Origin of the sequence: Acidovorax sp. FHTAMBA (genome assembly GCF_038958875.1) — a bacterium.
GTDB lineage: Bacteria > Pseudomonadota > Gammaproteobacteria > Burkholderiales > Burkholderiaceae_C > Acidovorax.
On the sequence record NZ_CP152407.1, the window covers coordinates 1,393,711 to 1,420,222 of the forward strand.

20 protein-coding genes are annotated in these 26,512 nt (G+C 66.4%); 9 read left to right on the forward strand and 11 right to left on the reverse strand.

The genetic code is table 11. The features are described 5' to 3' along the window. Positions 1 to 347 precede the first annotated feature (347 nt). Complete coding sequence (locus AAFF19_RS06495) at positions 348 to 806, reverse strand: (2Fe-2S)-binding protein (RefSeq protein WP_342721518.1); 459 nt, start codon at positions 804 to 806, stop codon at positions 348 to 350. Positions 807 to 819: 13 nt separating this feature from the next. Further along, complete coding sequence (locus tag AAFF19_RS06500; RefSeq protein ID WP_342721520.1) at positions 820 to 3,090, reverse strand: xanthine dehydrogenase family protein molybdopterin-binding subunit; 2,271 nt, start codon at positions 3,088 to 3,090, stop codon at positions 820 to 822. 348 nt (positions 3,091 to 3,438) lie between these two features. Between AAFF19_RS06500 and urtA the strand changes: the two genes are divergently transcribed. The 5 genes from urtA to urtE all read left to right on the forward strand — a co-directional run bounded on the left by urtA (position 3,439) and on the right by urtE (position 10,175). Beyond that, a complete protein-coding gene (urtA, locus tag AAFF19_RS06505; protein WP_342721521.1) occupies positions 3,439 to 4,710 on the forward strand; it encodes an urea ABC transporter substrate-binding protein in 1,272 nt (423 codons plus the stop codon). A gap of 176 nt (positions 4,711 to 4,886) precedes the next feature. Then, complete coding sequence (gene urtB / locus AAFF19_RS06510) at positions 4,887 to 6,467, forward strand: urea ABC transporter permease subunit UrtB (RefSeq protein WP_342721522.1); 1,581 nt, start codon at positions 4,887 to 4,889, stop codon at positions 6,465 to 6,467. A 15-nt stretch (positions 6,468 to 6,482) separates the two neighbouring features. After that, positions 6,483 to 7,646: an urea ABC transporter permease subunit UrtC gene (urtC, locus tag AAFF19_RS06515; RefSeq protein WP_342721523.1), complete on the forward strand. Its 1,164-nt coding sequence runs from the start codon at positions 6,483 to 6,485 to the stop codon at positions 7,644 to 7,646. Next, complete coding sequence (urtD, locus tag AAFF19_RS06520; RefSeq protein ID WP_342721524.1) at positions 7,643 to 8,518, forward strand: urea ABC transporter ATP-binding protein UrtD; 876 nt, start codon at positions 7,643 to 7,645, stop codon at positions 8,516 to 8,518. The genes urtC and urtD overlap by 4 nt, the downstream gene beginning before the upstream one ends. Positions 8,519 to 9,485: 967 nt before the next feature. Beyond that, positions 9,486 to 10,175 carry an urea ABC transporter ATP-binding subunit UrtE gene (gene urtE, locus AAFF19_RS06525; protein WP_182118320.1) on the forward strand — a complete coding sequence of 230 codons (690 nt, stop codon included), beginning with the start codon at positions 9,486 to 9,488 and terminating at the stop codon, positions 10,173 to 10,175. A 4-nt stretch (positions 10,176 to 10,179) separates the two neighbouring features. On the opposite strand, the gene AAFF19_RS06530 is transcribed toward urtE, so the two are convergent. After that, the gene (locus AAFF19_RS06530) at positions 10,180 to 11,025 is read right to left on the reverse strand and encodes a phosphatase PAP2 family protein (protein WP_182118321.1); all 846 of its coding nucleotides are present in this window, start codon (positions 11,023 to 11,025) and stop codon (positions 10,180 to 10,182) included. 278 nt (positions 11,026 to 11,303) lie between these two features. Between AAFF19_RS06530 and AAFF19_RS06535 the strand changes: the two genes are divergently transcribed. The 3 genes from AAFF19_RS06535 (at position 11,304) to AAFF19_RS06545 (ending at position 14,481) form a co-directional block, all read left to right on the forward strand. Beyond that, the gene (locus AAFF19_RS06535; protein WP_182118322.1) at positions 11,304 to 12,374 is read left to right on the forward strand and encodes a diacylglycerol kinase family protein; all 1,071 of its coding nucleotides are present in this window, start codon (positions 11,304 to 11,306) and stop codon (positions 12,372 to 12,374) included. 40 nt (positions 12,375 to 12,414) lie between these two features. Continuing rightward, positions 12,415 to 13,206: a metallophosphoesterase gene (locus AAFF19_RS06540; protein ID WP_246330690.1), complete on the forward strand. Its 792-nt coding sequence runs from the start codon at positions 12,415 to 12,417 to the stop codon at positions 13,204 to 13,206. A 192-nt stretch (positions 13,207 to 13,398) separates the two neighbouring features. After that, positions 13,399 to 14,481: an adenylate/guanylate cyclase domain-containing protein gene (locus AAFF19_RS06545; RefSeq protein WP_182118323.1), complete on the forward strand. Its 1,083-nt coding sequence runs from the start codon at positions 13,399 to 13,401 to the stop codon at positions 14,479 to 14,481. Positions 14,482 to 14,502: 21 nt separating this feature from the next. On the opposite strand, the gene AAFF19_RS06550 is transcribed toward AAFF19_RS06545, so the two are convergent. The 6 genes from AAFF19_RS06550 to AAFF19_RS06575 all read right to left on the reverse strand — a co-directional run bounded on the left by AAFF19_RS06550 (position 14,503) and on the right by AAFF19_RS06575 (position 21,589). Next, positions 14,503 to 15,249: a haloacid dehalogenase type II gene (locus AAFF19_RS06550; protein ID WP_342721525.1), complete on the reverse strand. Its 747-nt coding sequence runs from the start codon at positions 15,247 to 15,249 to the stop codon at positions 14,503 to 14,505. 59 nt (positions 15,250 to 15,308) lie between these two features. Then, positions 15,309 to 16,154, reverse strand: a complete 846-nt coding sequence (locus AAFF19_RS06555; RefSeq protein WP_182118325.1) for an urease accessory protein UreD — start codon at positions 16,152 to 16,154, stop codon at positions 15,309 to 15,311. Positions 16,155 to 16,296: 142 nt separating this feature from the next. After that, on the reverse strand, positions 16,297 to 17,064 hold the full coding sequence (locus tag AAFF19_RS06560) for an ABC transporter permease (protein WP_182118326.1): 768 nt from the start codon (positions 17,062 to 17,064) through the stop codon (positions 16,297 to 16,299). A 17-nt stretch (positions 17,065 to 17,081) separates the two neighbouring features. Beyond that, on the reverse strand, positions 17,082 to 17,906 hold the full coding sequence (locus AAFF19_RS06565; protein ID WP_342721526.1) for an ABC transporter ATP-binding protein: 825 nt from the start codon (positions 17,904 to 17,906) through the stop codon (positions 17,082 to 17,084). Positions 17,907 to 18,002: 96 nt separating this feature from the next. Further along, entirely contained in the window at positions 18,003 to 19,034 is a 1,032-nt protein-coding gene (locus AAFF19_RS06570) for an ABC transporter substrate-binding protein (protein WP_342721527.1), read from the reverse strand. Between the two features lie 248 nt (positions 19,035 to 19,282). After that, on the reverse strand, positions 19,283 to 21,589 hold the full coding sequence (locus AAFF19_RS06575) for an NADP-dependent malic enzyme (RefSeq protein ID WP_342721528.1): 2,307 nt from the start codon (positions 21,587 to 21,589) through the stop codon (positions 19,283 to 19,285). A 367-nt stretch (positions 21,590 to 21,956) separates the two neighbouring features. Here AAFF19_RS06575 and AAFF19_RS06580 point away from each other — a divergent pair, with 367 nt between their 5' ends. Beyond that, positions 21,957 to 23,291 (forward strand): glycerate kinase, encoded by a 1,335-nt coding sequence (locus AAFF19_RS06580; RefSeq protein WP_182118329.1) that lies wholly within the window; start codon positions 21,957 to 21,959, stop codon positions 23,289 to 23,291. Between the two features lie 181 nt (positions 23,292 to 23,472). Here AAFF19_RS06580 and AAFF19_RS06585 read toward each other — a convergent pair whose 3' ends face one another. Further along, on the reverse strand, positions 23,473 to 24,714 hold the full coding sequence (locus tag AAFF19_RS06585; RefSeq protein ID WP_342721529.1) for an ArgE/DapE family deacylase: 1,242 nt from the start codon (positions 24,712 to 24,714) through the stop codon (positions 23,473 to 23,475). Further along, entirely contained in the window at positions 24,711 to 26,489 is a 1,779-nt protein-coding gene (uraD, locus tag AAFF19_RS06590; RefSeq protein WP_342721530.1) for a 2-oxo-4-hydroxy-4-carboxy-5-ureidoimidazoline decarboxylase, read from the reverse strand. Before uraD ends, AAFF19_RS06585 begins: the two co-directional genes overlap by 4 nt. Positions 26,490 to 26,512: the final 23 nt, after the last annotated feature.

Sequence of the window (26,512 nt, forward strand, 5' to 3'; positions counted from 1 at the left end):
TTGCGCCCGCGCGTTTGGGGCCGAGCGCAGCGCAGCGAAGCAATGGCCCGGGTGGATGTCCGATCCCCGGGTTCCCTTCAGGATGCGCCGAGGAGCGGAGGTTTTGGCGGATCAGGGCTCGCGTCTGTTTGAGTGACGCGAAGCGGCACGAGTTTAGCGAGACCCCGCCAAAACCGAGCACCGCAGGTTGCCCGCAGCGAAGCGAAGGGACGCAGCGTGTAGGGTCGCCTTCTCTTTGGTGACTTTCTCTTGGCGAGGCAAGAGAAAGTTACTGCGCCGCCGGGCGCACACCCCGGCTCCCGCCCTTCAATTAGTCATGCAGCTCAGATCAGCGAGCGAACCGAAAATCAACCCCGCCCCTCAGCCGCCCGATGAATCGCGGCCCGAATCCTCGGATACGTCCCGCACCGACACGCATTCCCGCCCATCGCAGCATCAATGTCCGCATCGCTGGGCTTGGGTGTCTTCTTCAGCAGCGCGCAGGCTGACATCAGCTGCCCGCTCTGGCAGTAGCCGCACTGCGCCACATCCAGCACCGTCCATGCGGTGCGCAGGGCTGTGGCCTCGGGGCCCTGCAGGCCTTCGATGGTGGTGATGCCGGCATCGCCCACGGCCGACAGGGGCGTGATGCAGGCGCGCACGGGCTCGCCGTTCAGATGCACGGTGCAGGCGCCGCACAGCGCCATGCCGCAGCCAAACTTGGTGCCGTTCATGTGCAGCTCGCCGCGCAGCACCCACAGCAGGGGCGTGTCGGGTTCGGCGGTGACGGAGATGGCTTTGCCGTTGATGCGCAAGGTGGTAGGCATGGTTTCAATCCAGTCAGGCAAGTTTCAGGGGCAGGGCGCGCAGACGCTGGCCGGTGAGTGCGAAGAGAGCATTCGCCACCGCCGGTGCAATGGGCGGCACGCCGGGCTCGCCCACGCCTTCGGGCGGCTCGGCGCTGTCGATGATGTGGGTTTCCACCTGCGGGCAGTCGGCCATGCGCAACAGCGGCATGTCGTGAAAATTGCTTTGCTGCACCTGCCCGTCCTTCAGCGTGATCTCGCCATACAGCGCCGCCGTCAGGCCAAACACCACGCCGCTTTCCATCTGCTGCGCAATCAGGTTGGGGTTGATGGCCGCGCCGCAGTCGACAACGCACACCACGCGGTGCACGCGGATGGCCTTGTCCGCCCCCACCGACACCTCGGCCACCTGCGCCACGATGGAGCCGAACGACTGGTGCAGCGCCACGCCGCGCGCACGCTTCTCGCCCGCTGCACCCGGCGCCAGCGGTTGGCCCCAGCCCGCCAGCTCGGCCACCTTTTGCAGCACTTTCAGATGGCGCGGGTGCTTTTGCAGCAGTGCGGTGCGAAAGGCCACCGGGTCTTGTTTGGCCGCGGCTGCGGCCTCGTCCACAAAACTCTCCTTGAAGAACGCTTGGTGTGAATGCCCGACCGATCGCCAGAAGCCCACGGGCAGCGGCAGGTCGACGATCTCGTGCGCAATGCGCGCATGGGGCCATTCGTAGGGCTGGTCGAACGCGCCTTCGGACGTGGTCTTGTCCGGCTCTGCGCCTGCGAGGCCAAAGGTGCGCACCAGCACCTGCGGCACGATGGCTTGGCCCACCGACACGTTGTGCCACGCCACCAGCTGGCCCTGCGCGTCAAACCCCGCCTTGAAGCGGGACATGCACGCCGGGCGGTAGAAGTCGTGCTGCGTGTCCTGCTCGCGGCTCCACAGCGTTTGCACCGGCGCACCACCGGCCACCTTGGCTATGGCGGCGGCCTGGGCCACGTAGTCGGCCTCCAGCCGGCGGCCAAAGCCGCCACCCAGCAGCAGCTGGTGCACGGTCACTTTTTCATCGTCGATGCCCAGCGCCTTGGCCGCCGCGCGGCGCGCCAGGCCCGGCACCTGGGTGGATGTCCACACGGTGGCAGCGCCGTCTTTGAACTGCACCGTGCAGTTAATCGGCTCCAGCGCGGCGTGGGCCAGGTAGGGCGCGCGGTAGTCGGCGGTGATGGTGGTCGCAGCGCCTTGCATGGCCGCGTCCACATCGCCCGCGCTGTGGTAGCCAAAGCCCTTGGCTTCGTCCAGCGCCTGCGCCAGGCGCGCCATCACGGTGTCGCTCGACAAGGTGGCGGCGGGGCCGTGGTCCCATTCCACGGTGACTGCGGCGGCGGCCTTTTTGGCGTGCCAGGGCGTGTCGGCAATCACCGCCACGCCGCCCGTGCCGCCGTGGTAGGGCGCCACTTCGAGCACGTGTTTCACGCCGGGCAGCTTCTGGGCGGCGGCCGCGTCAAAGCGGGCCACCTTGCCACCGCGAGTGGGACACATCACGAGACTGGCGTGCAGCAGGCCGGGCGGGTTGGCGTCGATGCCGAAGACGGCCGTGCCATCGAGTTTGCTGGGCGCCTCGATGCGCGTGAGCGGCTTGCCGATCAGCTTGAACTGCGCAGGCTCTTTCAGCGTGACCTTGCCCGGCATGGGCTGCTGCGCGGCCAGGGCGGCCAGTTCGCCAAAGGTGGCGCGCTGCCCTGTGGTGTGTTCCACCCAGCCTGCGTTGGCCGTGCACTCTGCGGCTTGCACGCCCCACTGCGCAGCGGCGGCGCGGATCAGCATGGCGCGCGCATGGGCGCCAGCCTCGCGCATGGGAAGCCACAGGTCCTTGATGCTGCTGGAGCCGCCCGTCATCATCACGCCCACCTCGCGCATGGTCTTGGCGGTCAGCCAGCCGACCACGGCCTTCATCGAGCCATCGTTGTCGGGGTGAAAGGGCAGGCCGTCCACCACGGTGGCGAGGTTGTTGTAGATGTCGTCGATGGGCGTCATCTCCAGCCGCACCTGCGCCCAGTCGGCGTCCAGCTCTTCGGCCAGGATGGCGGCCAGGCCCGTGTGTGCGCCCTGGCCCATCTCGGACTTGGCCATCATCACCGTCACGGTGTTGTCGGCGCCTACCTTGACCCAGCCGTTCAACGCGGCCTGCCCGCTGGTCTGCGGCAGCGGGTCGGACGGGTGCAGGCGCTGGCGTGGCGGCATCACGCCCCAGCCAATGACCAGCGCACCTGCTGTTGCGGCGCCGCCGAGGAGCACTGTGCGTCGTTTCACCATGGGTTCATCCTTTTTGGCGTGAGCGGGGGAGTGCGGAGGCTGCCCATCGTAAAACTTTGGGACTTTCGCCACCGCTTTGGGGCTAGAGATTTTGAGTGTTTTTGGCCTCTAGCGCTTATCCATCAAGCGCTGGCAGCTACTCAATGCATAGCGTTTCGCCTACCCGACACATGCGTTGCGCCGGCGCCGCATCGCCACGCACGCGCCGGCCGCACATACGCCACCCGGCGTATTTCCCAAGCACACCCCGCTCTCCAGAATCCATTCCATCGCACTACACAGCCCACTGGAGTTCACCGGGGGCCCAGGGCGAGGCGGTTTGAATCCTTACCTACCGGAGAAGCACACATGCAACGTCGTTATTCCCTCAAGGCCCTTGCGGCTGTCGCTACGCTCGCTGGCCTGTCTGCATTGCCAGCCCATGCCCAGGACACCATCAAGGTCGGCATCCTGCACAGCCTGTCGGGCACCATGGCGATTTCCGAAACCGTGTTGAAAGACACCGTGCTGATGGCGATTGACGAGATCAATGCCAAGGGTGGCGTGCTGGGCAAGAAGCTCGAACCCGTGGTGGTGGACCCGGCCTCCAACTGGCCGCTGTTTGCTGAAAAAACCAAACAGCTGCTGGGCCAGGACAAGGTCTCGGTCATCTTCGGCTGCTGGACCAGCGTGAGCCGCAAGTCGGTGCTGCCCGTCGTGGAAGAAATGAACGGCCTGCTGTTCTACCCCGTGCAGTACGAGGGTGAAGAGCTGTCCAAAAACGTGTTCTACACCGGCGCCGCACCCAACCAGCAGGCCATCCCTGCGGTGGACTACCTGATGAGCAAGGACGGCGGCGGTGCCAAGCGCTGGGTGCTGCTGGGCACCGACTATGTGTACCCCCGCACCACCAACAAGATCTTGCGCGCCTACCTCAAGTCCAAGGGCGTGAAGGATTCCGACATCGACGAGAAGTACACCCCGTTCGGCCATTCGGACTACCAGACCATCGTGGCCGACATCAAGAAGTTCAGCCAGGGCGGCAAGACGGCCGTGGTCTCCACCATCAACGGCGACTCCAACGTGCCTTTCTACAAGGAGCTGGGCAACGCGGGCCTGAAGGCCAAGGACGTGCCCGTGGTCGCCTTCAGCGTGGGTGAAGAGGAACTGCGCGGCGTGGACACCAAGCCGCTGGTCGGCCACCTGGCCGCCTGGAACTACTTCCAGTCCATCAAGAGCCCGGCCAACACCGAGTTCATCAAGAAGTGGAGCGACTACGCCAAGGCCAAGGGCATTGCCGGCCACAAAGACAAGCCGCTCACCAACGACCCGATGGAAGCTACCTACATCGGTATCAACATGTGGGCCCAGGCCGTGACCAAGGCCAAGAGCACCGACACCGACAAGGTAATTGCCGCCATGGCTGGCCAGACCTTCAAGGCACCGTCGGGCATCGTCAGCAAGATGGACGAGAAGAACCACCACCTGCACAAGAGCGTGTTCATCGGCGAGATCAAGGCCGATGGCCAGTTCAACGTGGTGTGGAAGACGCCTGGTCCTGTGAAGGCCAAGCCATGGAGCCCGTACATCGAAGGCAACGACAAGAAGAAGGACGAGCCGGACGGCAAGTCGAAGCTGTGATTCGGTACACCCCCCTGAGGCGCTAGCGCGCCTTCACCCCCTCTCTCGCCTCGCTGCGCGATGCGGGAGGGGGGACGATGCCAGCGGCCCGGCAAAGCCGGTTCCGCGGCATCCCTGGCCTGGGTTCGCGCATGTTCCGCGGCCCGCTGCTTTTTCAGACGCCACCGGCTTGTGCCATGCTTTCATCCATCTTTTCCCGCCTGATCGCCTGCCTGCTGCTGTGTGCAGCCGTGCAGGCGCACGCACTCACGGTCGAGGCGGCGCGGGCCATGGCCAGTGGCGATACCGATGAGCGCATCGCTGCGCTGCAGGCCGCCATCGCCACGCCAGACGAGGCCACTGTGGCCTTCATCCGCGCCATGGCCGACGACGCGGTGAAGATCGCGGGCGACCAGGCCATCGTCGTGAAGGACGACAAGGGCTACGACCCCGTGACCGGCGCAGAGGTGCCCGTACCGGAGGATGCCGAAGACATCGTCAACAACAACCGCATGCGCGGCGAGTTCGACACCGCGCTGGCCTCGCTGCAGCTCATGTCCGCCGACATGGCCCAGCGCCGCCAGGCCATCGACGCCCTGCGCGAAGAGACCGACGAAGCCCGTCTGCCGCTGATCGAGAAGGCGCTGGCCGCCGAGCAGGACAGCGCACTGAAGGCCCGCCTGGAGAGCATCCGCGCACGCATCCTGATTGCCAGCGGCGACGCCGCCAAGCGCCTGGACGCTGCGCAACACCTGGCCGCCAGCGGCAACCCCGCCACGCGCACCGTGCTGCTGGAGCAGCTGCGCGGCGAGGAAGACCCCAAGGTCAAGGCTGCCTTGCAGGCCGCGCTGAAGAGCGTGGAAGAACGCCTGCAGTGGGGCGAGCGCCTGGCCGCCATGTTCTCGGGCATCAGCCTGGGGTCTATCCTGCTGCTGGTGGCGCTGGGCCTGGCCATCACCTACGGCCTCATGGGCGTGATCAACATGGCGCACGGCGAGCTGATGATGATCGGCGCCTATGCCACCTATGTGATGCAGGGCGTATTCCAGCGGTACTTTCCGGGTGCGTTCGACTGGTACCTGGTCGCGGCCGTGCCTGCCGCCTTCATGGCATCGGCCCTCATGGGTGCGGTGCTGGAGCGTGGCGTGATCCGCTTTCTGTACGGCCGCCCGCTGGAGACCCTGCTGGCCACCTGGGGCATCAGCCTGATGCTGCAGCAACTGGTGCGCAGCGTGTTCGGTGCGCAAAACGTGGGCGTGGAAAACCCCGCATGGATGAGCGGCGGCGTGCAGCTCATGGACAACCTGCAGCTGCCCTGGAACCGCGTGATCATCGTCGCCTTTGCACTGGCGGTGCTGGCCGGTGTGGCCTTTCTCATCAGCAAGACGCGGCTGGGCCTGTTCGTGCGCGGCGTCACGCAGAACCGCCCCATTGCCTCGTGCATGGGCGTGAACACGGCGCGCGTCGATACCTATGCGTTTGCGCTCGGCTCGGGCATTGCCGGCCTGGCGGGCTGCGCTTTAAGCCAGGTGGGCAACGTGGGGCCCGACCTGGGGCAGGGCTACATCGTGGATTCGTTCATGGTGGTGGTGCTGGGCGGCGTGGGCCAGCTGGCCGGCACCGTGTATGCCGCGCTGGGCCTGGGCGTGCTCAACAAGTTCCTCGAAGGCTGGACGGGCGCCGTGTTGGCCAAGATCGCCGTGCTGGTGTTCATCATCATCTTCATCCAGAAGCGGCCGCAGGGCATCTTCGCCGTGAAAGGCCGCACTGCGGACTGAAGGGCGATCTATACCATGACCACCAAGCTTTCCAATCTCCAACTGCCCGCACCCGCACCGCTGCTCACACGCGGGGGCTGGTCGGCCTTCATCGTGGCGCTCATCGTGGTGTGCGCCGTGGCGCCCGTGCTCAACCTGTGGGTGCCCGCAGGCAGCGCGTTGCACCTCAGCGACTACGCCGTGGCGCTGCTCGGCAAGATCATGTGCTACGCCATCTGCGCACTCGCCATGGACCTGATCTGGGGCTACTCCGGCATCCTGAGCCTGGGCCACGGCCTGTTCTTCGCATTGGGTGGCTATGTGATGGGCATGTACCTGATGCGCCAGATCGGGCGCGATGGCAACTACCAGAGCGACCTGCCCGACTTCATGGTGTTCCTCGACTGGAAGGAGCTGCCCTGGCACTGGGCGCTGTCGGACAGCTTTGTGGCCACGCTGATCCTCATCGTGGCGGTGCCGGGCGTGATTGCGTTTGTGTTCGGCTACTTCGCCTTCCGCTCGCGCATCAAGGGCGTGTACTTTTCCATCATCACGCAGGCCATGACGTATGCGGCCATGCTGCTGTTCTTTCGCAATGAGACGGGCTTTGGCGGCAACAACGGCTTTACCGACTTCAAGCGCATTCTGGGCATGCCGCTGGCCACGCAGAACATGCGCATGCTGCTCTTCGTGCTCACGGGCGTCACGTTGCTGGTGTTCTTTTTGCTGGCCCGCTGGCTGGTGCGCAGCAAGTTTGGCCGCGTGCTGCAGGCGGTGCGCGATGCCGAAACGCGCGTCATGTTCTCGGGCTACTCGCCGCTGCCCTACAAGCTCACCATCTGGACCATCAGCGCCATGATGTGCGGCGTGGCGGGCGCCTTGTATGTGCCCCAGGTCGGCATCATCAACCCCGGCGAGATGAGCGCCGCCAACTCCATCGAGATTGCGGTGTGGGCTGCCGTGGGCGGCCGTGCCACGCTGATCGGCCCCATCGTGGGCGCCTTCATCGTCAACGGCGCCAAGAGCTGGCTCACCGTGACGGCCCCGGAGTTCTGGCTGTACTTTCTGGGCGCACTGTTCATCGCCGTCACGCTGTTCCTGCCGAATGGAATCGTCGGCTTGCTGCGCAAGCCGGGAGGCGTGGTGGGCCTGGTGAAGAAGTGGAAGAAGAACAAGAAGACCGAAGGAGCCGCGCCATGACGCCCGACCTGATGGACGAAGGCGCGCGGCGCATGCAGGGCAGGCTGGCACCCGCGGCCTTGGGCCAGACGGAATCGGGCGGCCGCGCTGCAGGATTTGCGCGCATCGCCACGCCCGGCGAGGTGGACGTCACCCATGGCCGCATCCTGTACCTGGAAGACGTGAACGTGAGTTTTGACGGTTTCAAGGCCATCAACAACCTGAGCCTGGACATAGCGCCCGGCGAGCTGCGCTGCATCATCGGCCCCAACGGTGCGGGCAAGACGACGATGATGGACATCATCACCGGCAAGACGCGGCCCGACAGCGGCACGGTGTACTTTGGCTCCACCATCGACCTGCTACGCCACAACGAGCCCGAGATCGCCAGCTTGGGGATCGGACGCAAGTTTCAGAAACCCACGGTGTTCGAGCAGCTCAGCGTGTTCGAGAACCTGGAGCTGGCTTTGAAGACGCACAAGGGTGTGCAGTCGAGCCTGTTCTTTCGGCTCGATTCAGCGCAGTCGGACCGTCTGGCCGAGGTGTTGCACACCATCCATCTGGCGGGCAGCGTGACGCTCCAGGCGGGCAACTTGAGCCATGGGCAGAAGCAGTGGCTGGAGATTGGGATGCTGTTGATGCAAGACCCGAAATTGCTGTTGCTGGACGAGCCGGTGGCGGGAATGACGGACGAGGAGACGGCGCGCACTGCGGAGCTTTTTTTGACGCTCAAGGGAAAGCATTCGCTGATGGTGGTGGAGCACGACATGTCTTTCATCCGCACCATCTCCGAGATCGTCACCGTTTTGTGCGATGGGGCGGTGCTCGCGCAGGGGACGCTGGACCAGGTGCAGGCGGACGAGCGGGTGATTGAGGTTTATTTGGGGCGGTGATATGGTGGTCTGCCGCTCTTCGCTTTGTGGTCGTGCAACTGAACCTCATTCGTTCGGGCTGAGCCTGTCGAAGCCTGGGCGCTCCCCATCCGTTCTGGCTGAGCTTGTCGAAGCTGGGGCGTGCTGGTTGAGAAAGCATGCCCGTGTTGAGGGCGGAGGCCGGGAGTCGCCCGGCATGCGAGTAACTTTCTTTTGCTTCGCCAAAAGAAAGTCACCAAAGAAAAGGCGACCCCCAGTCTGCGACCCCTTCGCTGTGCGAAGGGGCAAACCTGCGTCGGGGCGGTTGCGGGGTGCGCCGTGGAACTCGCTTTGCGCTGGCGCGCGCCGCTCGGACAACCACGGCGAGTCAGATTACGAGGCATGCGCGCTCCGACGCGCATGCTCACCCCGCAATCGCCCCGCCGCAGGCGCAGCCAGCAGGGGTGGGACAGCCGAACAGCCGAACAGTCAACACGGGCCATCGCTGCGCTCGGCCTCGCGGTCGCGGCGCGCAGCGCCTGCGCCATCCAGGCCGAGCGCAGCAATGGCCCGTGGGGTTGTCCGGTTGCGGGTTCCCTTCTGTGCGTGCCGAGAAGCGCAGGGCAGGGGGTGCGTGCGTGTGCCGCAGGACACACGCACTTCGTGCACTGACTCGCCGCAGTTGTTTGAACGGAGCGCGCAGCGCGCAGTGAGTTCTGCGGCGCACCCGCTGACCGAGCATCGCAGGTTGCCCGTAGCGCAGCGAAGGGACACGCACAGTAGGGTCGCCTTCTCTTTGGTGACTTTCTCTTGGCGAGACAAGAGAAAGTTACTGCGCCGCCGGGCGCACACCCCCGCTCCCGCCCTCAAACCAGGCATGCGGCTTATCCAGCACCCGAGCCCCGGCTTCGACAAGCTCAGCCCGAACGGTCAGTGGAAACTATCAAAAACATAGCTGCTGGCGCTTACTGAATAAGCGCTAGAGGCCAAAAACACTCAAAAAACCACCATGCTCACCGTCCAAAACATCAACCAGTACTACGGCGGCTCCCACATCCTGCGCGACGTGAGCCTCACCGCTGCCCCCGGCAAAGTCACCGTGCTGCTCGGTCGCAACGGCGTGGGCAAGACCACGCTGCTCAAAAGCCTCATGGGCCTCGTCCCCATCAAGAGCGGCACCATCACCTTCGACGGCCAGCCCATCGATCAGGCCAAGCCCTACGACCGCGCCCGCGCAGGCATCGGCTTCGTCCCCCAGGGCCGCGAGATCTTCGGCCGCCTCACCGTGGAAGAAAACCTGCGCATGGGCCTGGCCTACAAAAATGGCTCCACGCCCGTGTCCCCGCACCTGTACGAGCTGTTCCCCGTGCTCCGGCAGATGCTGGGCCGCCGGGGGGGCGATCTCTCGGGCGGGCAGCAGCAGCAACTGGCCATTGCCCGCGCGCTGGCCCCGGGGCCGCGCCTCCTGATCCTGGACGAACCCACCGAGGGCATCCAGCCCAGCATCATCAAAGACATTGGACGCGTCATTCGCCAGCTGGCCGACGGCGGCATGGCCGTGCTGCTGTGTGAGCAGTACTACGACTTTGCCGAGGAGCTGGCAGACGAATACCTAGTGATGGAGCGGGGCGAAGTCATTGCGCGTGGGCCCGGCGCCGAGATGCAAGCCAAGGGGATCCGCGGTCTGGTCGCCATTTGACGCATCAGGCCAGCTTCATGTGGCGACCCACAGTGCTGCGCCAGCGCGAGACGCTTTCCATGACCACCACAGTGCACACCATCCAGGTGGCGCCCAGCAGCCAACCCGCCAGCACGTCGCTGGGGTAGTGCACCTGCAGCACGACGCGGCTCCACCCGGTGGTGAAGATCAGCATGCCAGCTGCCACCACGGCGGGCAGGTGCCAGGCGCGTGGCAGGAGCCGCGTTGCAAGGTAGGCCAGCATGGCGTAGGCCACCATCGATGCACTGCTGTGCCCGCTGGGAAAGCTGTAGCCATCCGCCTGCGCGATGCCGTGCAGATGTTCGGGCCGCACGCGTTCAAAGACATTTTTCAGAATCTTGGTGAGTGCGCCGTTGCCGGCCATGGCCACCAGCCAGCCCGTGGCCAGCAGTCGGCGCCGCTGCCGCCACAGGGCCCCCGCCACGGCCAGCGTCAGCGCCGTCAGCACCCAGGTGTCCCCCAGGTGGGTGAGCATGGCAAACCCCTGCAGCACAGCGGTGTCGGCGTGGTCGCGCAGGGCCATGGTCACTGCGTCGTCCAGTGCCCCCCAGGGGCCCTGGGGGCGCCCGCTTTCGGCCAGCGCTGCCATCGTTGCGCCTGCCATCACCAGGGTGCAGGCCGAGGCGCCCATGGCCCCCAGCATCAGCCACCGTGCCTCCAGGCGCGGCAGCAGCCGATGCAGCGGCGGACTTGCACGCCGCAGGGCGCGCAGGCCTTGCAGTGCCACCACGCCCAGCAGCGCGAAAGCACCCATGCCAGCGAGCCACCAGCCCACAGGGTGCTGGGCCAGTACGGCGCCAAAGTCGGCGGCGGCGGTGTTCGTCGTCATCAGGCGGGTCTTTCTCTGCGGTCGGTTGGTAACCAGCAAGGGAGCCCAGGCTGCAGCCTGAGTTCCCGCGTTCGGTACAGCGCAGAGCGTAGCGTCGCAGTTGTCGGCGGGTGCTGACAACGCAAAGGCGCGACTGCTGGCTGAACGCTGACGCAGCGGCCGTAACGATAGGCAGGCTGGCGTGCGTTGCCACGGCATGCGAGGGCCGAGATTCGGCCTTCATCTGCATCTGCATCTGCATCCAGCTTGCCAGGCCACACGCGCTTTGCCCGCTTTTTATGACCACTTCGAACCCACCGCTTTCTTCTGCCAAACCCCACGGTCCCATTCATCTGGTGGTACCCCGGCGCCCGGGTGCCGACCTGGACGCACTGCGCGCCAGGCTGGAGGGTATTGCCCCACTGCAGGACCACGACGTGGTGTGGCATGTTCCCGACCAGCGTGGCGACATCGTGCACCTGGCCCGTGATGCGGCGTATGCCGCGCGCGCCGATGGGGGGCTGCTGGTGGCCGCTGGCGGAGATGGCACCATCAATGCCGTTGCCGCCGCAGCGTTGCGCGTGGGCGTTCCCATGGGCGTGGTGCCCATGGGTACATTCAACTATTTCAGCCGCGAGCATGGGCTGGCGCTGGAGCCTGAACAAGCCGTGCAAGAGCTTTTGCAGGCACTGCACGATGGGGATATGCGCCCGGTGCAGGTAGGGCATGTCAACAACCGGCTGTTCATGGTGAACGCCAGCGTGGGGCTGTACCCGAAGCTGCTGGCCGAGCGTGAGAAGGCCTCCCGGCGGTTTGGCCGGTCACGCCTGGTGGCTGTTGCGTCGGCCGTGTGGAGCATGTTCCGGCCGGCAGCCGGCCGCCGCTGGCGTGTGGTGATGAAAACCCACCGCGATGCCACGGCCCAACCGGAGGAGCATCTGGTGTCCACCCTTTTTGTGGGCAACAACCCGCTGCAGCTGGACCGCATGGGCCTCCCCCAGGCGCAGATGGTGGCCGATGGCGGCAAGCTGGCGGTGGTACTGCTCAAGCCGCAGGGCCGGTGGGCTGTGGCGCGCACGGTGTGGCATGCCGCCACCGGCCAGCTCGACAAGGACACTGCCGTGCTGAGCATGGCATGCGCGGAGCTGACCGTGGAGCCTGCCAGCTGGCGGCCCCCGCAGGTCAAGGTGGCGTTTGATGGAGAGCGCGAATGGATGGAGCCACCGCTGCATTTTCGCCTGAGCGACCGCCCCCTGTGGCTTGTGGCGCCCAGCCCCCTCGTGCGTGAGGATGCGCCGACGCATCTGCAGACCAGCGAGCCGCCCACCGAGGCGCTCGCGCCCGCATCGGGCGGCCTGGTGCCCGCCTGAGGCGGCTCTAACCCCGTCGGTGTTGTAGCGACTGCCCGCCATGAATGTCCTGATGCACCTGTCGGACCTGCACTTCGGGGTACACGACCCGCAGGTGTGCACTGCGGCGCAGCGGCTGGCGCAGCGCCTCGGCGTGGAGATGGTGGTGGTGTCGGGCGATCTCACCCAGCGCGCCACCGCTGCGCAGTTTGAGCTGGCCGCCCGGTTTTTGCAGGGGCTGCATGCCCGGTCCACGCTGGTGCTGCCCGGCAACCACGATCTGCCACTGTTTGCCTGGTGGATGCGCTGGGGCCGTTCGTATGAGCGCTTTGCGCAGCAGTTCGGGCTGGACCAGGAGCCCGTACGGCAGATGGGGCCCTTCTATGTGGTGGGGGTCAACACCACCAGGCCGTGGCGCCACGAACGCGGCAGCCTGTCCGCCGCGCAGATCGAGGACGTGGTGAGAAGGCTGGCGCAGGCGCCACCCGGCGCGTGGCGCATTGTGGCCAGCCACCATCCGTTGGTACCCCGCGATACGGCCGACCAGGCCCACCGCCCCCGTCGTGCCGATGTGGCGCTGCAGCGTTGGCAAGCGGCAGGGGCGCAGATGTTGCTGTCCGGCCATGTGCATGAGCCGGGCCTGGTGCAGCCTTCGCCGGGCCTGTGGGCCAGCCGCGCGGGCACCGCGGTGTCCCGGCGGGTGCGGCACGGCAGCCCCAACAGCCTGCTGGTGCTGAGCGTGGAAGCCACTGGTGCCGTGGCGAGCGGCCAGGCCCGTTTTGCCGCGCGGTGGGACTACGACCACCCCAAGGGCGAGTTTGCTTGCGTGAGCCGCACGTTGCTGGCCCCGTGACTCCGGCAAATTGGAGGCACCACGGTGCCGCAACGGCGCAGCAGCGCGCGCAACCGGCACGTCCGGGCCCCCCGCGTTTCACCGGCTTGACCGGCTGCAGGCCCCCGTCTATTCTGGGTTGAACTGCCCCAACCCCGCACGCCCACGGGGGCTGCGCGGCACAAATCGCCCCTTTTGGTTTTCACCGCTCTTATGCACAAAGAATTTCACAACGACGCCGTGCGGCGCCTGCAGGCCCTGATCGAGCGGGAGACAGGGGCGCCTCTTGGCGAAAACGCGCAGGCCGAGATGGAAACCATCCTGCGCGGCCCCGATTGGCCCCATGGCACGGCCAGCGATGGGCTGGGCGTTGCGCCGCGTGAAGTCACCATCCTGCTGGCAGACCTGCGCGGGTTCACGGCGCTGGCGGGCTCGCTGCCGGCGGCGGTGGTCATCGCAGCACTCAACCGTTGCCTTGCCCGGCTGAGCGAGGTGGTTTTCAAGTACCAGGGCAGCATCGACAAGTTCATGGGCGACTCGATCATGGTGCTGTTCGGCGCCCCCGTGGCCCGCGACGACGATGTGGACCGTGCCCTGCTGTGCGCCGTGGAGATGCAGATGGCCATGCGCGAGCTCAACCTGGCGCACCTGCAGGAGCGGCTGCCCGAGGTTTTCCTGGGCATTGGCGTGAACACCGGCACGGTGATGGCCGGGCGCTTTGGGTCGGATGTGTATTCCGAATACACCGTGATCGGCGAGGCCGTCAACCTGGCCTCGCGCATCGAGGCGCTGAGCCTGCGCGGCCAGGTGCTCATCAGCGACTCCACCTACCAGCGCTGCTGGGGTCTGGTGTCGGCATCGGCGCCCATGCAGGTCTATGTCAAGGGCCGCACACAACCTGTCAACCTGCGCGAGCTGATCGCCATACCCTCCCACAAGCTCAAGGTGCCGCGCCAGGAGTTCCGGCGCAGCCACCGGGTCGATGCGCGCCTGCCCTGCCTGTGCCAGCGTGTGCAGGACAAGATCGTGGTGCCCCACATCGTGCATGGCGCCATCCAGGACATCGGCTATCACGGCCTGCTGGTGGAGCTGGTCGAGCCGCTGGAACCCCACAGCGAGATCAAGCTGGAGTTCGAGCTGCCGCTGGTGGACTACCGCGTGGCCGATGTGTATGCGCGAGTCATCACGCTCAAGCGCGATGGCGACGAATGGGTGGCCGGGCTGGAGTTCACCTCCATCAGCCCGGAATGCCGCGCCAAGGTGCAGATGTTCGTGCAGCTGCTGGTGGCGCGTTGAGGCAGCCGCGCGCGGAGCGCCTCAGCATCCCAGCATCTGAGCGAGCGCGTTGAGGTCTGTGGCATGCAGGTCATTGCCCGGCTGGGGCGACACATCCTTGGGCTGTGCCGCGCCAAACTCATGCGGCCGCTCGATGTACGCCGTGCGCAGACCACAGCCCCGCGCAGCAGCCAGGTCATCGTGGTGTGCGGCCACCAGCGCCACCTGGTGCGGCGCGAGGTCAAACACCCGCGCCACGCCCAGGTAGGTGTCGGGATGCGGCTTGTAGGCCTTGAACACCTCGGCGCTCAGCACGCAGTCCCAGGGCAGCCCTGCGCGTTTGGCCATGGCGGTCAGCAGACCGATGTTGCCGTTCGACAGCGTGGTGATGGTGTAGCGCTGCTTGAGCCGTGTGAGGCCCTGCACGCTGTCGGCCCAGGCATCCAGCCGGTGCCACACGCGGTTGAGCTGGCGGCGCTCGGCCTCGCCCAGGTGTGCGAGGCCAAAGCGCGGCAGGATTTCGTCCAGTATTTGCCGGTGCAGTGCATCGATCAGCGTCCAGCCCTGTTCGCCGCGCATCACGCGCGCCATGGCCGGCTGGTAGCCCGCGCGCCACGCCAGAGCGAAAGCGTCGGCATCCACCTGGGGGTACAGCGCCCGCACCTCGCGTGCGATGCTGCCGTGCCAGTCCACCACCGTGCCAAAGATGTCGAAGGCCAGCACCTGCACCTGGGCAAAGGAGTGGTCGGCGGGCAGGGCGGACGGATTGGCGGGTGTGTGCGGGTTCATGCGGCATCGTACGGGGCCGGGACCCCTCCCGCTGTCGCGTGTGCAGCAAGGACAACGCCCTACATCGCCCAGATTCTTGGCGCCTCCCCCTCCAACCCCCACAACACCTCCCGCCAAGCCACCCGCACCGCCTTGAGCAGCTTCATCGCAGGCTCCACCTGCGGCGCCAGCACGCGCACCACCACCATGCGGTCGTTGGGGCTGGTGGCGCCTGCGGTGGCTTTAACCTGGGGGTGTTGCTCCATCACAGCACGTGCGGCGTCCAAGGCCGCATCGCGGCGCGTGCGGTTGAGGGACGTGCCTGCGGCAAAGAACATGCTGGCCATGCAGCGGTGACCTGCCAGGCCCAAGGGGCTGGTCAGCAGCCGGTCATCGGCGGCGTCGATCACGCCGCGCTCCAGCCAGAGGCCCGGCACTTCCAGGTGCTGGGTGAATCGGCCTTGGTCAAACGGCTGGCCCGCGTGCGGCAGGCCCAGTGCCGTCACGTCCCAGGCGATGCATTCGGCGCCGGGGGCGAGGTTCAGCGTGAGGTGGTTTTCGGCGTGGCAGGCGCTGTAGCACAGGGCTTCGAGCGGCAGCCATTCCAGCCGAGCGCCTTCAGCCAGGGTGAGGTGGCTGCGCTGCAAGGCCAGCGGGCCGGTGGAGCGGTAAAAGCGTGTGGCGCCGGGCGTGGTGACCAGGCCGTGGGCGCCGGGGCCCACGGTGGTGGTGATGTCCAGCGTGTCCCCGCCCACCAGGCCGCCAGGCGGGTGCACCAGCACGTTGTGGCAGATGCCGTCGCCCTCGGGGTACAGGCTTTGCAGGATGCGCAGCGGCCCGTGGTGTGCATAGCGGGCCACGGTGCGGGAGCTGCCAGCGGGGGGCTCTGCCGTGTAGTCGAGTTGCAGGCGGGCGTGCCAGGACATGGGTGGGGGGCGGTCGATATCAGTGTGAAGGTGCCTGGGGCCTGGGGCCTGGGGCCAGGTCATCGTGACTGCCCGGTGTGCCCGCTGCCAAGGCGGGCGCGGCACCAGGCGCGGCATCCCAAGGCGCTCAGGATGGTTGTGGTTACTCGCCCTGCGAGCCCCGGTGCGCCCACCCTGTGGTGCGCTTCTCGATGGCGCTGAACAGCTCGTACATCACCATGGCCATGGCGCCCACCACCATCAGGCCGGCAAAGGCCAGGCCCATCTGCATGGACGAGCCCGCGCTGATGAGCAGGTAGCCGATGCCTTCATTTGCGGCCGTCATCTCGCTCACCGTAGTGCCCACAAAGGCCAGGGTGATGGCCACCTTGAGCGAACCGAAGAAATACGGCATGGAGCGGGGCAGGCCCACCTTGGTCAGCACGTCCCAGCGCTTGGCGCCCAGCACGCGCAGCACGTCTTCCAGCTCGGGCTCCAGCGTGGCCAGGCCCGTGGCGATGTTGACCATGATGGGGAAGAAGCTGATGAGGAAGGCCGTGAGGATGGCCGGGCCCACGCCAATGCCGAACCACACCACCAGGATGGGCACGAACGCGGCCTTGGGCAGTGCGTTGAACGCGGTCATCAGCGGGTACACGGCGGCATAGGCCAGGCGTGAGCTGCCGATGACGAAGCCCAGCAGCACACCTACCCCGATGGCAATGCCAAAGCCCGCCATGGTGACCCAGTAGGTGCGCCAGGCATGGGCGGCGATCACACCACTGAACTCGACCAGCTGCGTGGCGATGACCCAGGGGCTGGGGAAGAGGTATTCAGGGACGCTGAAGGCCGAGCAGATGATCTGCCACAGCAGGATGATGGCCACCAGCAGGATCCACGGTGACCAGCGTTCTACGGTTTTCTTGTGCATGAAAAATGGAGTGGGCTCTATTGCGAAATGGGTGCACCGACTTTGCGCAGGGCGCCGATGTGGCCCCGCAGCTCGTGCACGATGTCCGTGAATTCCTTGGTGTAGGTGACTTCCAGCTCGCGCGGGTGGGCAAGCTCGATCTCCTTCTTCACCACAAAGCGGCCCGGGCTCTTGCTCATCACGTACACGGTGTTGGCCAGAAACACCGATTCGCGCAGGTCGTGCGTGACCAGGATGACGTTGAATTTCTGTTCGGCCTGCAGGTCGCGCAGGATGCACCACAGCTCTTCCCGCGTGAACGCATCCAGCGCTCCGAAGGGCTCGTCCAGCAGCAGCATCTTGGGTTCGTGGATGAGGGCGCGGCAGATGCTGGCGCGCTGCTGCATGCCGCCCGACAGCTGCCAGGGGAACTTGTCCTCATAGCCCGCCAGCCCCACCTTTTGCAGCAGCTTGCGGGCACGGTCTTCGTATTCCTTGCGCTTTTGCTTGAAGTTGCTGCGGTAGGGCTCGACGATTTCGAGCGGCAGCAGCACGTTATTGACCGTGGTGCGCCAGGGAAGCAGCGAGGGCGCCTGGAACGCCATGCCCGAGATCTTCAGGGGCCCGGTCACCAGCTGGCCGTCGATCAGGATCTTGCCCATGGACGGCATCTTCAGGCCCGTGGCCAGCTTCATGAAGGTGGACTTGCCGCAGCCCGACGGGCCCACGATGGCAATGAACTCACCCTGGCGGATCTGCAGGTCGATCGCCTCGACAGCGAAGTGGTTCTGCGCGCGCAGCTCGTCGTTGTAGGCGAGCCAGACATCGCGGAAGTCCACAAAATAGGAATCAGCAGCCTGCATGAAGAAAATTTGACTAAAAATGGCCGCCAGCGCTTATACGGTAAGCGCAAGCAGCTATAAAAAATATAGTAAACGTACCGCGGGGCGCGGAGCCGTTTACTTCTTCGGCAGGATGTTCAGCTCTGCGGCGGGCGGCAGGAAGCTGCCGTTCCACACATCGTCGGCGTTCACGCGCGTCTTGGTGTTGAACGCGTCCGACACCTGCGAGGCCATCAGCGACAGGCGAGCGGGCTTGACCTGGCCAAAGCCTTCGGCGCGCGCGTCGGCACTGTTGACGACGGTGTCGATCGCCAGTTGCAGGCGGCGGGTTTCCAGCGGCACGTTGACGATGCCATCGCGCGCTTTCACGTGCTCGATGGACGCTGCCGGATTGGCCAGCACCTCCTTGGCGCCCTTGGTGAAGGCCGACAGGAAGGCCTTGATGGCGGCCGGGTTCTCCTTGATGAGCTTCGGAGACGCGATGATCACGTTGCCATACAGCTTCACGCCAAAGTCGGCATAGGGCAGCACCACCACATCGGCCGCCTTGGCGCCGCGGGCCTCCAGGTTCAGCAGGCTGGTGAAGGTAAAGCCCGTGATGGCGTCCACGTCGCCCCGCACCAGCATGGTTTCGCGCAGTGGCGGGTCCATGGCGGTCCAGGTCACGGCACCCACGCCGTTGGCTTTCTGGAAGATGGGGAAGGCACGGCGGCCGGCGTCAAACACGGGCGCGCCCATCTTCTTGCCCGCCAGGTCGGCGGGCTTGGCAATGCCGCTTTTCTTGAGCGCCATCACCGAGGCGGGGGTGTTGTTGTAGACCATCATCACCGCCACGGGCTTGTTCTGCGCATCGGGGTTGTTGGCGTGGAATTCCATCACGGCCGCCAGGTCGGCAAAGCCCATGTCGTACGTGCCCGATGCGACCCGCTGCACGGCGCCGCCCGAGCCGTTGCCGGCGTCCACCGTCACGTCCAGCCCTGCGGCCTTGAAATGGCCCTTGGCCACAGGCTGCAGAAACAGCGCTGCAGGGCCTTCAAAGCGCCAGTCAAGCTGGAACTTGATGGGCGTGGGGGTCTGCGCTTGCGCCAGCGAAAAGGTACTGGCAGCGGCCAGCAGTGCGGCGGTCTGCAGGAACGAACGTTTTTTCATGGGGGCTCCTGTCGGAAAAGGCTGGGGAAGGTGCCGTTGGCACAGCGGGGTGTCGCCATGGACTCAGCAAAATCGATGCCTGCTTTCGCGCGGACGCGGTCAGGCATGCAGCCATTGTTCCCTGAAGTGGTGCGTCCGGGCATGCAGGGTTTCCCCACATGGTGCACGCCCGGGCGGCGGTGCACCACCCGGGGGATACGGCCGGGGCGCAGGCGGGTTGGTTGCCTGCCGCGCCCCTCCCGGCGCCCTTACTTGGGGCGCGCCGCTGCGCTGGCCACGGCCAGGGCCGTCATGTTGAGCACACGGCGCACGGTAGCAGCAGGCGTCAGGATGCAGGCCGTGGCGGCGGCGCCCATGAGGATGGGCCCCACCGTGACACCGCCGCTGGTTGTCGTCTTGAGCACGTTGTAGAGGATGTTGGCGGCATCCAGGCTCGGGCAGATCAGCAGGTTGGCCGAGTCCGTCAGGGTCGAATCGGCCATGTAGGCGCTGCGGATGTTCGGCTCCAGCGCGGCATCGCCATGCAGCTCGCCATCGCACTCGATCTCGGGGTGGGCTGCCACGAACAGGTCGCGCGCCTCGCGCATCTTGCGGGCCGATGCGCGCTTGGACGAGCCATAGCTCGAATGCGACAGGAAGGCCACCTTGGGCGGGATGCCGAAGCGCTGCACCTCCTGCACCGACATCCAGGCGATGTCTGCCAGCTGCTGGGCCGTGGGGTCTTCGTTCACGTAGGTGTCGGCAATGAACAGCGTGCCCCGGTTGGTCATCAGGGCGTTCAGGGCCGCGTAGTCGCTCACGCCGCTCTGGCGGCCGATGATGCTGTGGATGCGTTCCAGGTGCGTTTCATACGTGCCCACCAGGCCGCAGATCATGGCGTCGGCATCGCCCAGCTTGACCATCAGTGAGGCAATGATGGTGTTGGAGCGGCGCACGGCGGCCTTGGCCACTTCGGCCGTTGCGCCATCGCGCTTGAGCAGCTGGTGGTAGTGCTCCCAGTACTGGCGAAAGCGTGGGTCGTCTTCGGGGTTGCAGACCTCCACGTCCTTGCCCAGCTGCATGCGCAGGCCGGCCTTGGCAATGCGGGCGGCAATCACTGCGGGGCGGCCGATCAGGATGGGCACGGCGATCTTGTCGTCGATGGCCATCTGTGCGGCGCGCAGGGCGCGCTCGTCTTCACCATCGGCATAGGCCACGCGCTTTTGCGCGTCGGGCAGGGCCTTGGCGGCCATGATGACCGGGCGCATCAGCATGCCGGTTTGATAGACAAAGCGGGACAGCGTGTCCTTGTAGGCCTCCATGTCCTCGATGGGACGCGTGGCCACGCCCGATTCCGCCGCCGCCTTGGCTACCGCAGGCGCAATCTTGAGGATCAGGCGCGAATCGAACGGCGTAGGGATGAGGTAGTCGGGGCCAAAGGTCAGCTCTTTGCCCGCATAGGCGCTGGCCACTTCTTCGCTGATGTCGGCCTTGGCCAGGTCGGCAATCTGGCGCACGCAGGCGAGCTTCATGGCCTCGGTGATCTTGGTGGCGCCGCAGTCGAGCGCGCCGCGGAAGATGTACGGGAAGCACAGGACGTTGTTCACCTGGTTCGGGTAATCCGAGCGGCCCGTGGCGATGATGCAATCGGGCCGAATGGCCTTGGCCAGCTCGGGGCGGATTTCGGGCTCGGGGTTGGCCAGCGCCAGGATGATGGGCTTCGGCGCCATGGTTTTCACCATCTCGGCCGTGAGCACGCCGGGGGCCGAGCAGCCCAGGAACACGTCGGCGCCGTTGACCGCATCGGCGAGCGTGCGGGCGTCGGTCTTTTGCGCGTAGGTGGCTTTCGATTCGTCATAGCCGCCGGGGCGGCCTTCGTAGATCACGCCCTTGGAGTCGCACACAAAGATGTTCTCGCGCTTGACGCCCAGGCCCACCATCACGTTCAGGCAGGCAATGGCGGCGGCACCCGCGCCCGACACGGCGATCTTGACCTCGCCGATCTGCTTGCCCACCAGCTCCAGGCCGTTGAGCAGCGCCGCGCTGCTGATGATGGCCGTGCCGTGCTGGTCGTCATGGAACACCGGGATGTTCATGCGCTTGCTGAGTTCGCGCTCGATGTAGAAGCACTCGGGCGCCTTGATGTCTTCCAGGTTGATGCCGCCCAGCGTCGGTTCCAGCGCTGCAATGATCTCGATGAGCTTGTCGGGGTCGCGCTCGGCCAGTTCGATGTCGAACACATCGACACCGGCAAATTTCTTGAACAGGCAGCCCTTGCCTTCCATCACCGGCTTGGCGGCCAGCGGGCCGATGTCGCCCAGGCCCAGCACGGCCGTGCCGTTGGTGATCACGGCCACCAGGTTGCCGCGCGAGGTGAAATCGAACGCCTTGGAGGGATCGGCCGCGATGTCCAGACACGGATAGGCCACGCCCGGCGAATACGCCAGCGACAGGTCGCGCTGGTTGGACAAAGGCTTGGTGGGGGTGACGGCAATCTTGCCCCGGGTGGGGTTGCGGTGGTACTCGCGCGCGGCGTCGCGCAGGGCCTGCTCGGCGGCGGAAATGTTTTGGTTCATACGGAAATCCTGGAAGTCCTGGGCGGAAAGCAAAAACAAGGGTACCCGATGGCGTGGCGGGCTGGCATGCACGTTTATGCGTATGCAGCATGGGCCGCAACCCCAGGGGCCGCAATGGCACACGGGGCGTGTGGTCACGCAGGTTGTGGCCCGGGGGCGGGCCGGGTAACGGGTTCCTGGCAGCGCGCAGGCGGGACGCTCGTGGGCGTCGGCCTGGCGTGGGGCGTGGACAGCGGCGGAAGGTGTCGCGGCTGGCGCCATGGAAGCAACGTTCAGGGCCACAGCCTTGATCGAGGCCCGCAGGATACCGGATTCGACGCCGTGCAGGAGAACGCCACGCGTCACAATCGCCACCGGAGAAACGCCCATGACCACCCCTGCACCCGATCCTGCCCGCCAGCCCGGCGAATTCCTGCAACACCTCTACCGCGTGGCCGTGCGCCGTGCGCTGCCGCTGCACAACACGGCGGCATTCCTGCCGGCGCCACCTACCCCGGAGAGCGGTGGCCGCACCCTGGTGCTGGGCGCGGGGAAGGCGGGTGGCGCCATGGCGCACGCGGTGGAGGCGCTGTGGCCGGCCGATGCGCCCCTGTCGGGCCTCGTGGTCACGCGGTACCACCACACGCCGCCGCGGCCTGCGGGGCTGTCGCAGCGCATCGAGGTGGTGGAAGCGGCGCACCCCGTGCCCGACGCGGCAGGGCTTGCCGCCGCGCAGCGCATGCTGGCGCTCACGCAGGGCCTGACCGAAAACGACCTGGTGCTGTGCCTGATATCGGGCGGCGGCTCGGCCCTGCTCACCTTGCCGGCCGATGGCCTCACGCTGGAGGAAAAGCAGCGCATCAACCAGGCGCTGCTGGCCAGTGGCGCCGCCATCGACGAGATGAATTGCGTGCGCAAGCACCTGTCGCGCATCAAGGGCGGGCGGCTGGCCGCGGCCTGCGCGCCGGCGCGCGTGGTCACGCTCACCATCAGCGATGTGCCGGGCGACGACCCTTCCGTGATCGCCAGCGGCCCCACGGTGCCCGACGCCACCACCTGCTCCGATGCGCTGGCGATCCTGGACCGCTATCGCATCGAGGTGCCCGCCGCGGTGCGCTCGGCGCTCGAAGCCGGCACGCTGGAAACACCCAAGCCCGGCGACGCCGTGTTCGCTGGCCACGCCGTATACCTCATCGCCACGCCCCGGCAGGCGCTGGAAGCGGCGGCCGAGGCCGCTCGCGCGGCGGGCGTGCAGGCGCACATCCTCTCCGACGCCATGGAAGGGGAATCGCGCGAGGTGGGCAAGGTGCACGCCGCGCTCGCGCGGGCCGTGGCACAGCATGGCCAGCCCTTCGCGCGGCCCTGCGTGATCCTCTCCGGTGGCGAGACCACGGTCACGGTGCGGCCGCAGCCGCCCGGTACACCCCGGGGGCGGGGCGGCCGCGCGGGCGAGTTTTGCCTGGGGCTGGCACAGGCGCTGCAGGGGCAGCCGGGCGTGTGGGCGGTGGCGGCGGACACTGATGGCATTGACGGCGTGGAAGACAACGCCGGTGCCCGTGTGGCGCCCGACACGCTGGCGCGGGCCGAGGCGGCGGGTCTGCGCATCGCCGCCCACCTGGACCGCAACGACGCCTACGGCTTCTTTGACGCCCTGGGAGATCTGGTGGTGACGGGGCCTACCCACACCAATGTGAATGACTTCCGGGCGATCTTGGTTTTGTAGTTGTCAGCGTGTGTTTTTTTGTGGGTGGCAGCAGCTATTTTTTGATGGTTTGCCTGTTTTGCGGGCGGGAGCCGGGATGTCGCCCCGGCCTCCGCCCTTCAATACATGCACGGCGAAGACTATAAAATCGATAGCGCATAACGCTTTATAGGTAAGCGCCTGAGGCGGGTTTTAACCAGATCTACGCCATCAAATCATGCAACGACCGCGCAATCACCTTGGTGGCGCGGCGCAGGTCTTCCAACTGCAGGCGCTCGTCCGCCCGCTTGGCGTGCGACTCCAGCACCGTGCGCGGCCCGGCGCCGTAGATCACGCCGGGAATCCCACGCTCCACATACAAGCGCACGTCGGTGTACAGCGGCGTGCCCACGGCGGGCACGGGCTCGCCGATCACGGCCTCGGCGTGTTTCTGGATCGCATCGACCAGCGGTGCATTGCCCGCCAGCGGCGTCATGGCGTTAGCCAGTAGCAGGCGCTTGATGTCCACGCTGATGCCAGCGCGCTCGCCCGCCGCCTGTTCGATCACGCGGCGGATGGTGGCCTCGACCTCCACCGGGTTTTCTTCGGGGATCATGCGGCGGTCGAGTTTGAACATGACCTTGCCGGGCACCACGTTGGTGTTGGTGCCGCCCTCGATGCGGCCCACGTTCAGGTAGGGGTGCTTGATGCCCGTGACGTTGGACGTGACCTTCTTGTATTCGTCGTTCTGCGCGTACAGCGCGTTCAGGATGTGTACCGCGCCCTGCAGCGCGTCCACACCCGTGTGCGGCACGGCGGCGTGGGCCATCTTGCCGTGCACGGTCACTTCCATCTGCAGGCAGCCGTTGTGGGCGGTGAGCACTTCGTAGCTGAAGCCTGCGGCGATCATCAGGTCGGGCTTGGTCAGGCCCTTTTGCAGCAGCCAGCCGGGGCCGAGTTCACCGCCAAATTCTTCGTCGTAGGTGAAGTGCAGTTCCACCGCGCCTTTCGTGGGCTTGGCTATGGCTTCCAGCGCACGCACGGCGAAGGTGAACGATGCAAAGTCGCCCTTGCTCACGGCGGTGGCGCGGCCGTACATGGCGCCATCCACGATCTCGGCGCCGTAGGGGTCGTGCGTCCAGCCCTCGCCGGGGGGCACCACGTCGCCGTGCGCGTTCAGCGCAATGGTCTTGCCGCCACTTCCATACGTGCGGCGCACGATGAGGTTGGTGATGGACTCCATGCCGTAGGCCTGCACCTCGGCGGCGGGCACGGCATGTTTTTCGGCTTCGTAGCCAAAGTCCTTGAGCAGCTCTGCCGTGCGTTCGGCATGGGGCGCGTTGTTGCCGGGCGGTGTGTCGGTGGGCACGCGCACCAGGGCCTGCAGAAAGCGCACTTCCTCGTCAAAGTGCTGGTCGATCCAGGCGTCGAGGGCGGCGTACGAGGGCTGTGTGGGTGCGGTCATGTTTGGTGTTCCTTGGCGAGCTGCTCCAGGACCTGGACAAAGGCCTCGATGGTCAGCTGGATGTCGTGGTTGGTGGTGGATTCGAGCGGGTTGTGGCTGATGCCGGAGTTCTGGCCGCGCACGAACAGCATGGCCTGGGGCATGATTTCGTGCAGTTTCATCGCGTCATGCCCGGCGCCGCTGGGCATGCGGAACACGGGCAGGCCCAGCGCGTCCACGGCGCGCTCCCAGTGGTGCTGCCAGGCGGGTGCGCTGGGTGCGGCCGCTGCGCGCATGGATTCTTCCAGCGTGTAGCGTAGGCCCCTGCGCCCGGCAATGCGGGCCAGTTCGTCCAGCACGTCCGTCACCATCGCGTCGCGCTGCGCGTCCGTGGGGGCGCGCAGGTCCAGCGAGAAGCTGCAGCGCCCTGGCACCACGTTGATGGAGCCGCCGGGCACGTTCAGCAGGCCAATGGTGCCCACCGAGTCGCCGTCTTGCGCTGCGCGCTTTTCGATGTACAGCGCCAGCTCGGCCACGGCCACGGCGGCGTCGCGGCGGCGGTCCATGGGGGTGGTGCCGGCGTGGCTGGCCATGCCGATCATCTCGCCCAGGTAGCGCACACCGCCGTTGATGGAGGTGACCACGCCCAGGGGCAGGTCCAGCTCGTTGAGCACGGGGCCCTGCTCGATGTGCACTTCAAGGAAGCCCAGGTACTGCGCCGGGTCGCGCTGGAGTTTTTCTATGTCGTCAATGCAAAGCCCCGCGTGCTGCATGGCACTGCGCATGGTGATGCCGTCGGCGTCCTTCTGGTCGAGCCAGGCGGGGTTGAAGTGGCCGATGAGCGCGCCCGAGCCCAGGAAGGTGGCCTTGTAGCGCTGGCCTTCTTCTTCAGCAAAGGCAATCACCTCGATGCCGAATGGCAGGCGGCGCCCGGCGCGGTGCAGCTCGCGCACGCAGGCCATGGGCACGAAGATGCCCAGCCGCCCGTCGTACTTGCCGCCGTTGCGCACGGTGTCGTAGTGGCTCCCCGTCATCAGGTAGCGTGCACCGCTGGTGGCCGGGTGGTAGCGCCCCACCACGTTGCCCACGGCGTCGATCTCCACCTCGTCAAAGCCGCAACCGTGCATCCAGTGGCTGATGCGCTGCGCACAGGCGCGGTGCGCGTCGGTGAGGTAGGTGACGGTGAGCTGGCCTTTTTCGGCAAAGCCGGGGTCAGAGTGTTCGGCCAGTTGCTCGTGCCAGTCCCACACGTCGTTGCCCAGCACCGGCTCGGCGGCAAACTTGTCGGCCAGGCGGATCTCGGCAATGCGGTGGATGTTGCGCAGCGCCTCGGCCAGCTCGAACTCGGGGTGGTTGTCCAGCCGCCGGGCAAAGGTGTCGATGATCTCGCGCTTGCTGAGGCCCGTGCCGCGCGGGCCGCGCACGGCCAGGATGAACGGGAAGCCAAAGCGCTCGTTGTACGCGGCGTTGAGCTGCTGGATGCGCTCGAACTCCTCGGGCGTGCACTGCGTGAGGCCCGCCTTGCTCTGCTCGTTGGTGGACTCGGCCGTGAGGCTTTTGGCCACCATGGCCTTGCCTGCCAGTTCGGGGTGGGCGCGGATCAGGGCCAGCTTGGCGTCCAGCTCCGCGGTGCGCACCACCTGCGCCAAGGCGTGCTTGAGGTGCGCCAGCGTTCGGAAGGGCCGCTGCGCCAGGGCCTGCTCGGCAATCCAGGGCGAGTGTTCGTACAGGCTGTCCAGCAGCGCCAGGGCCTCGGCGGCGCTGGCGGTGTTGAGTTGTTCCAGTGTGAGGGACATGGTATTTGCTTCTAAAAAGTGAG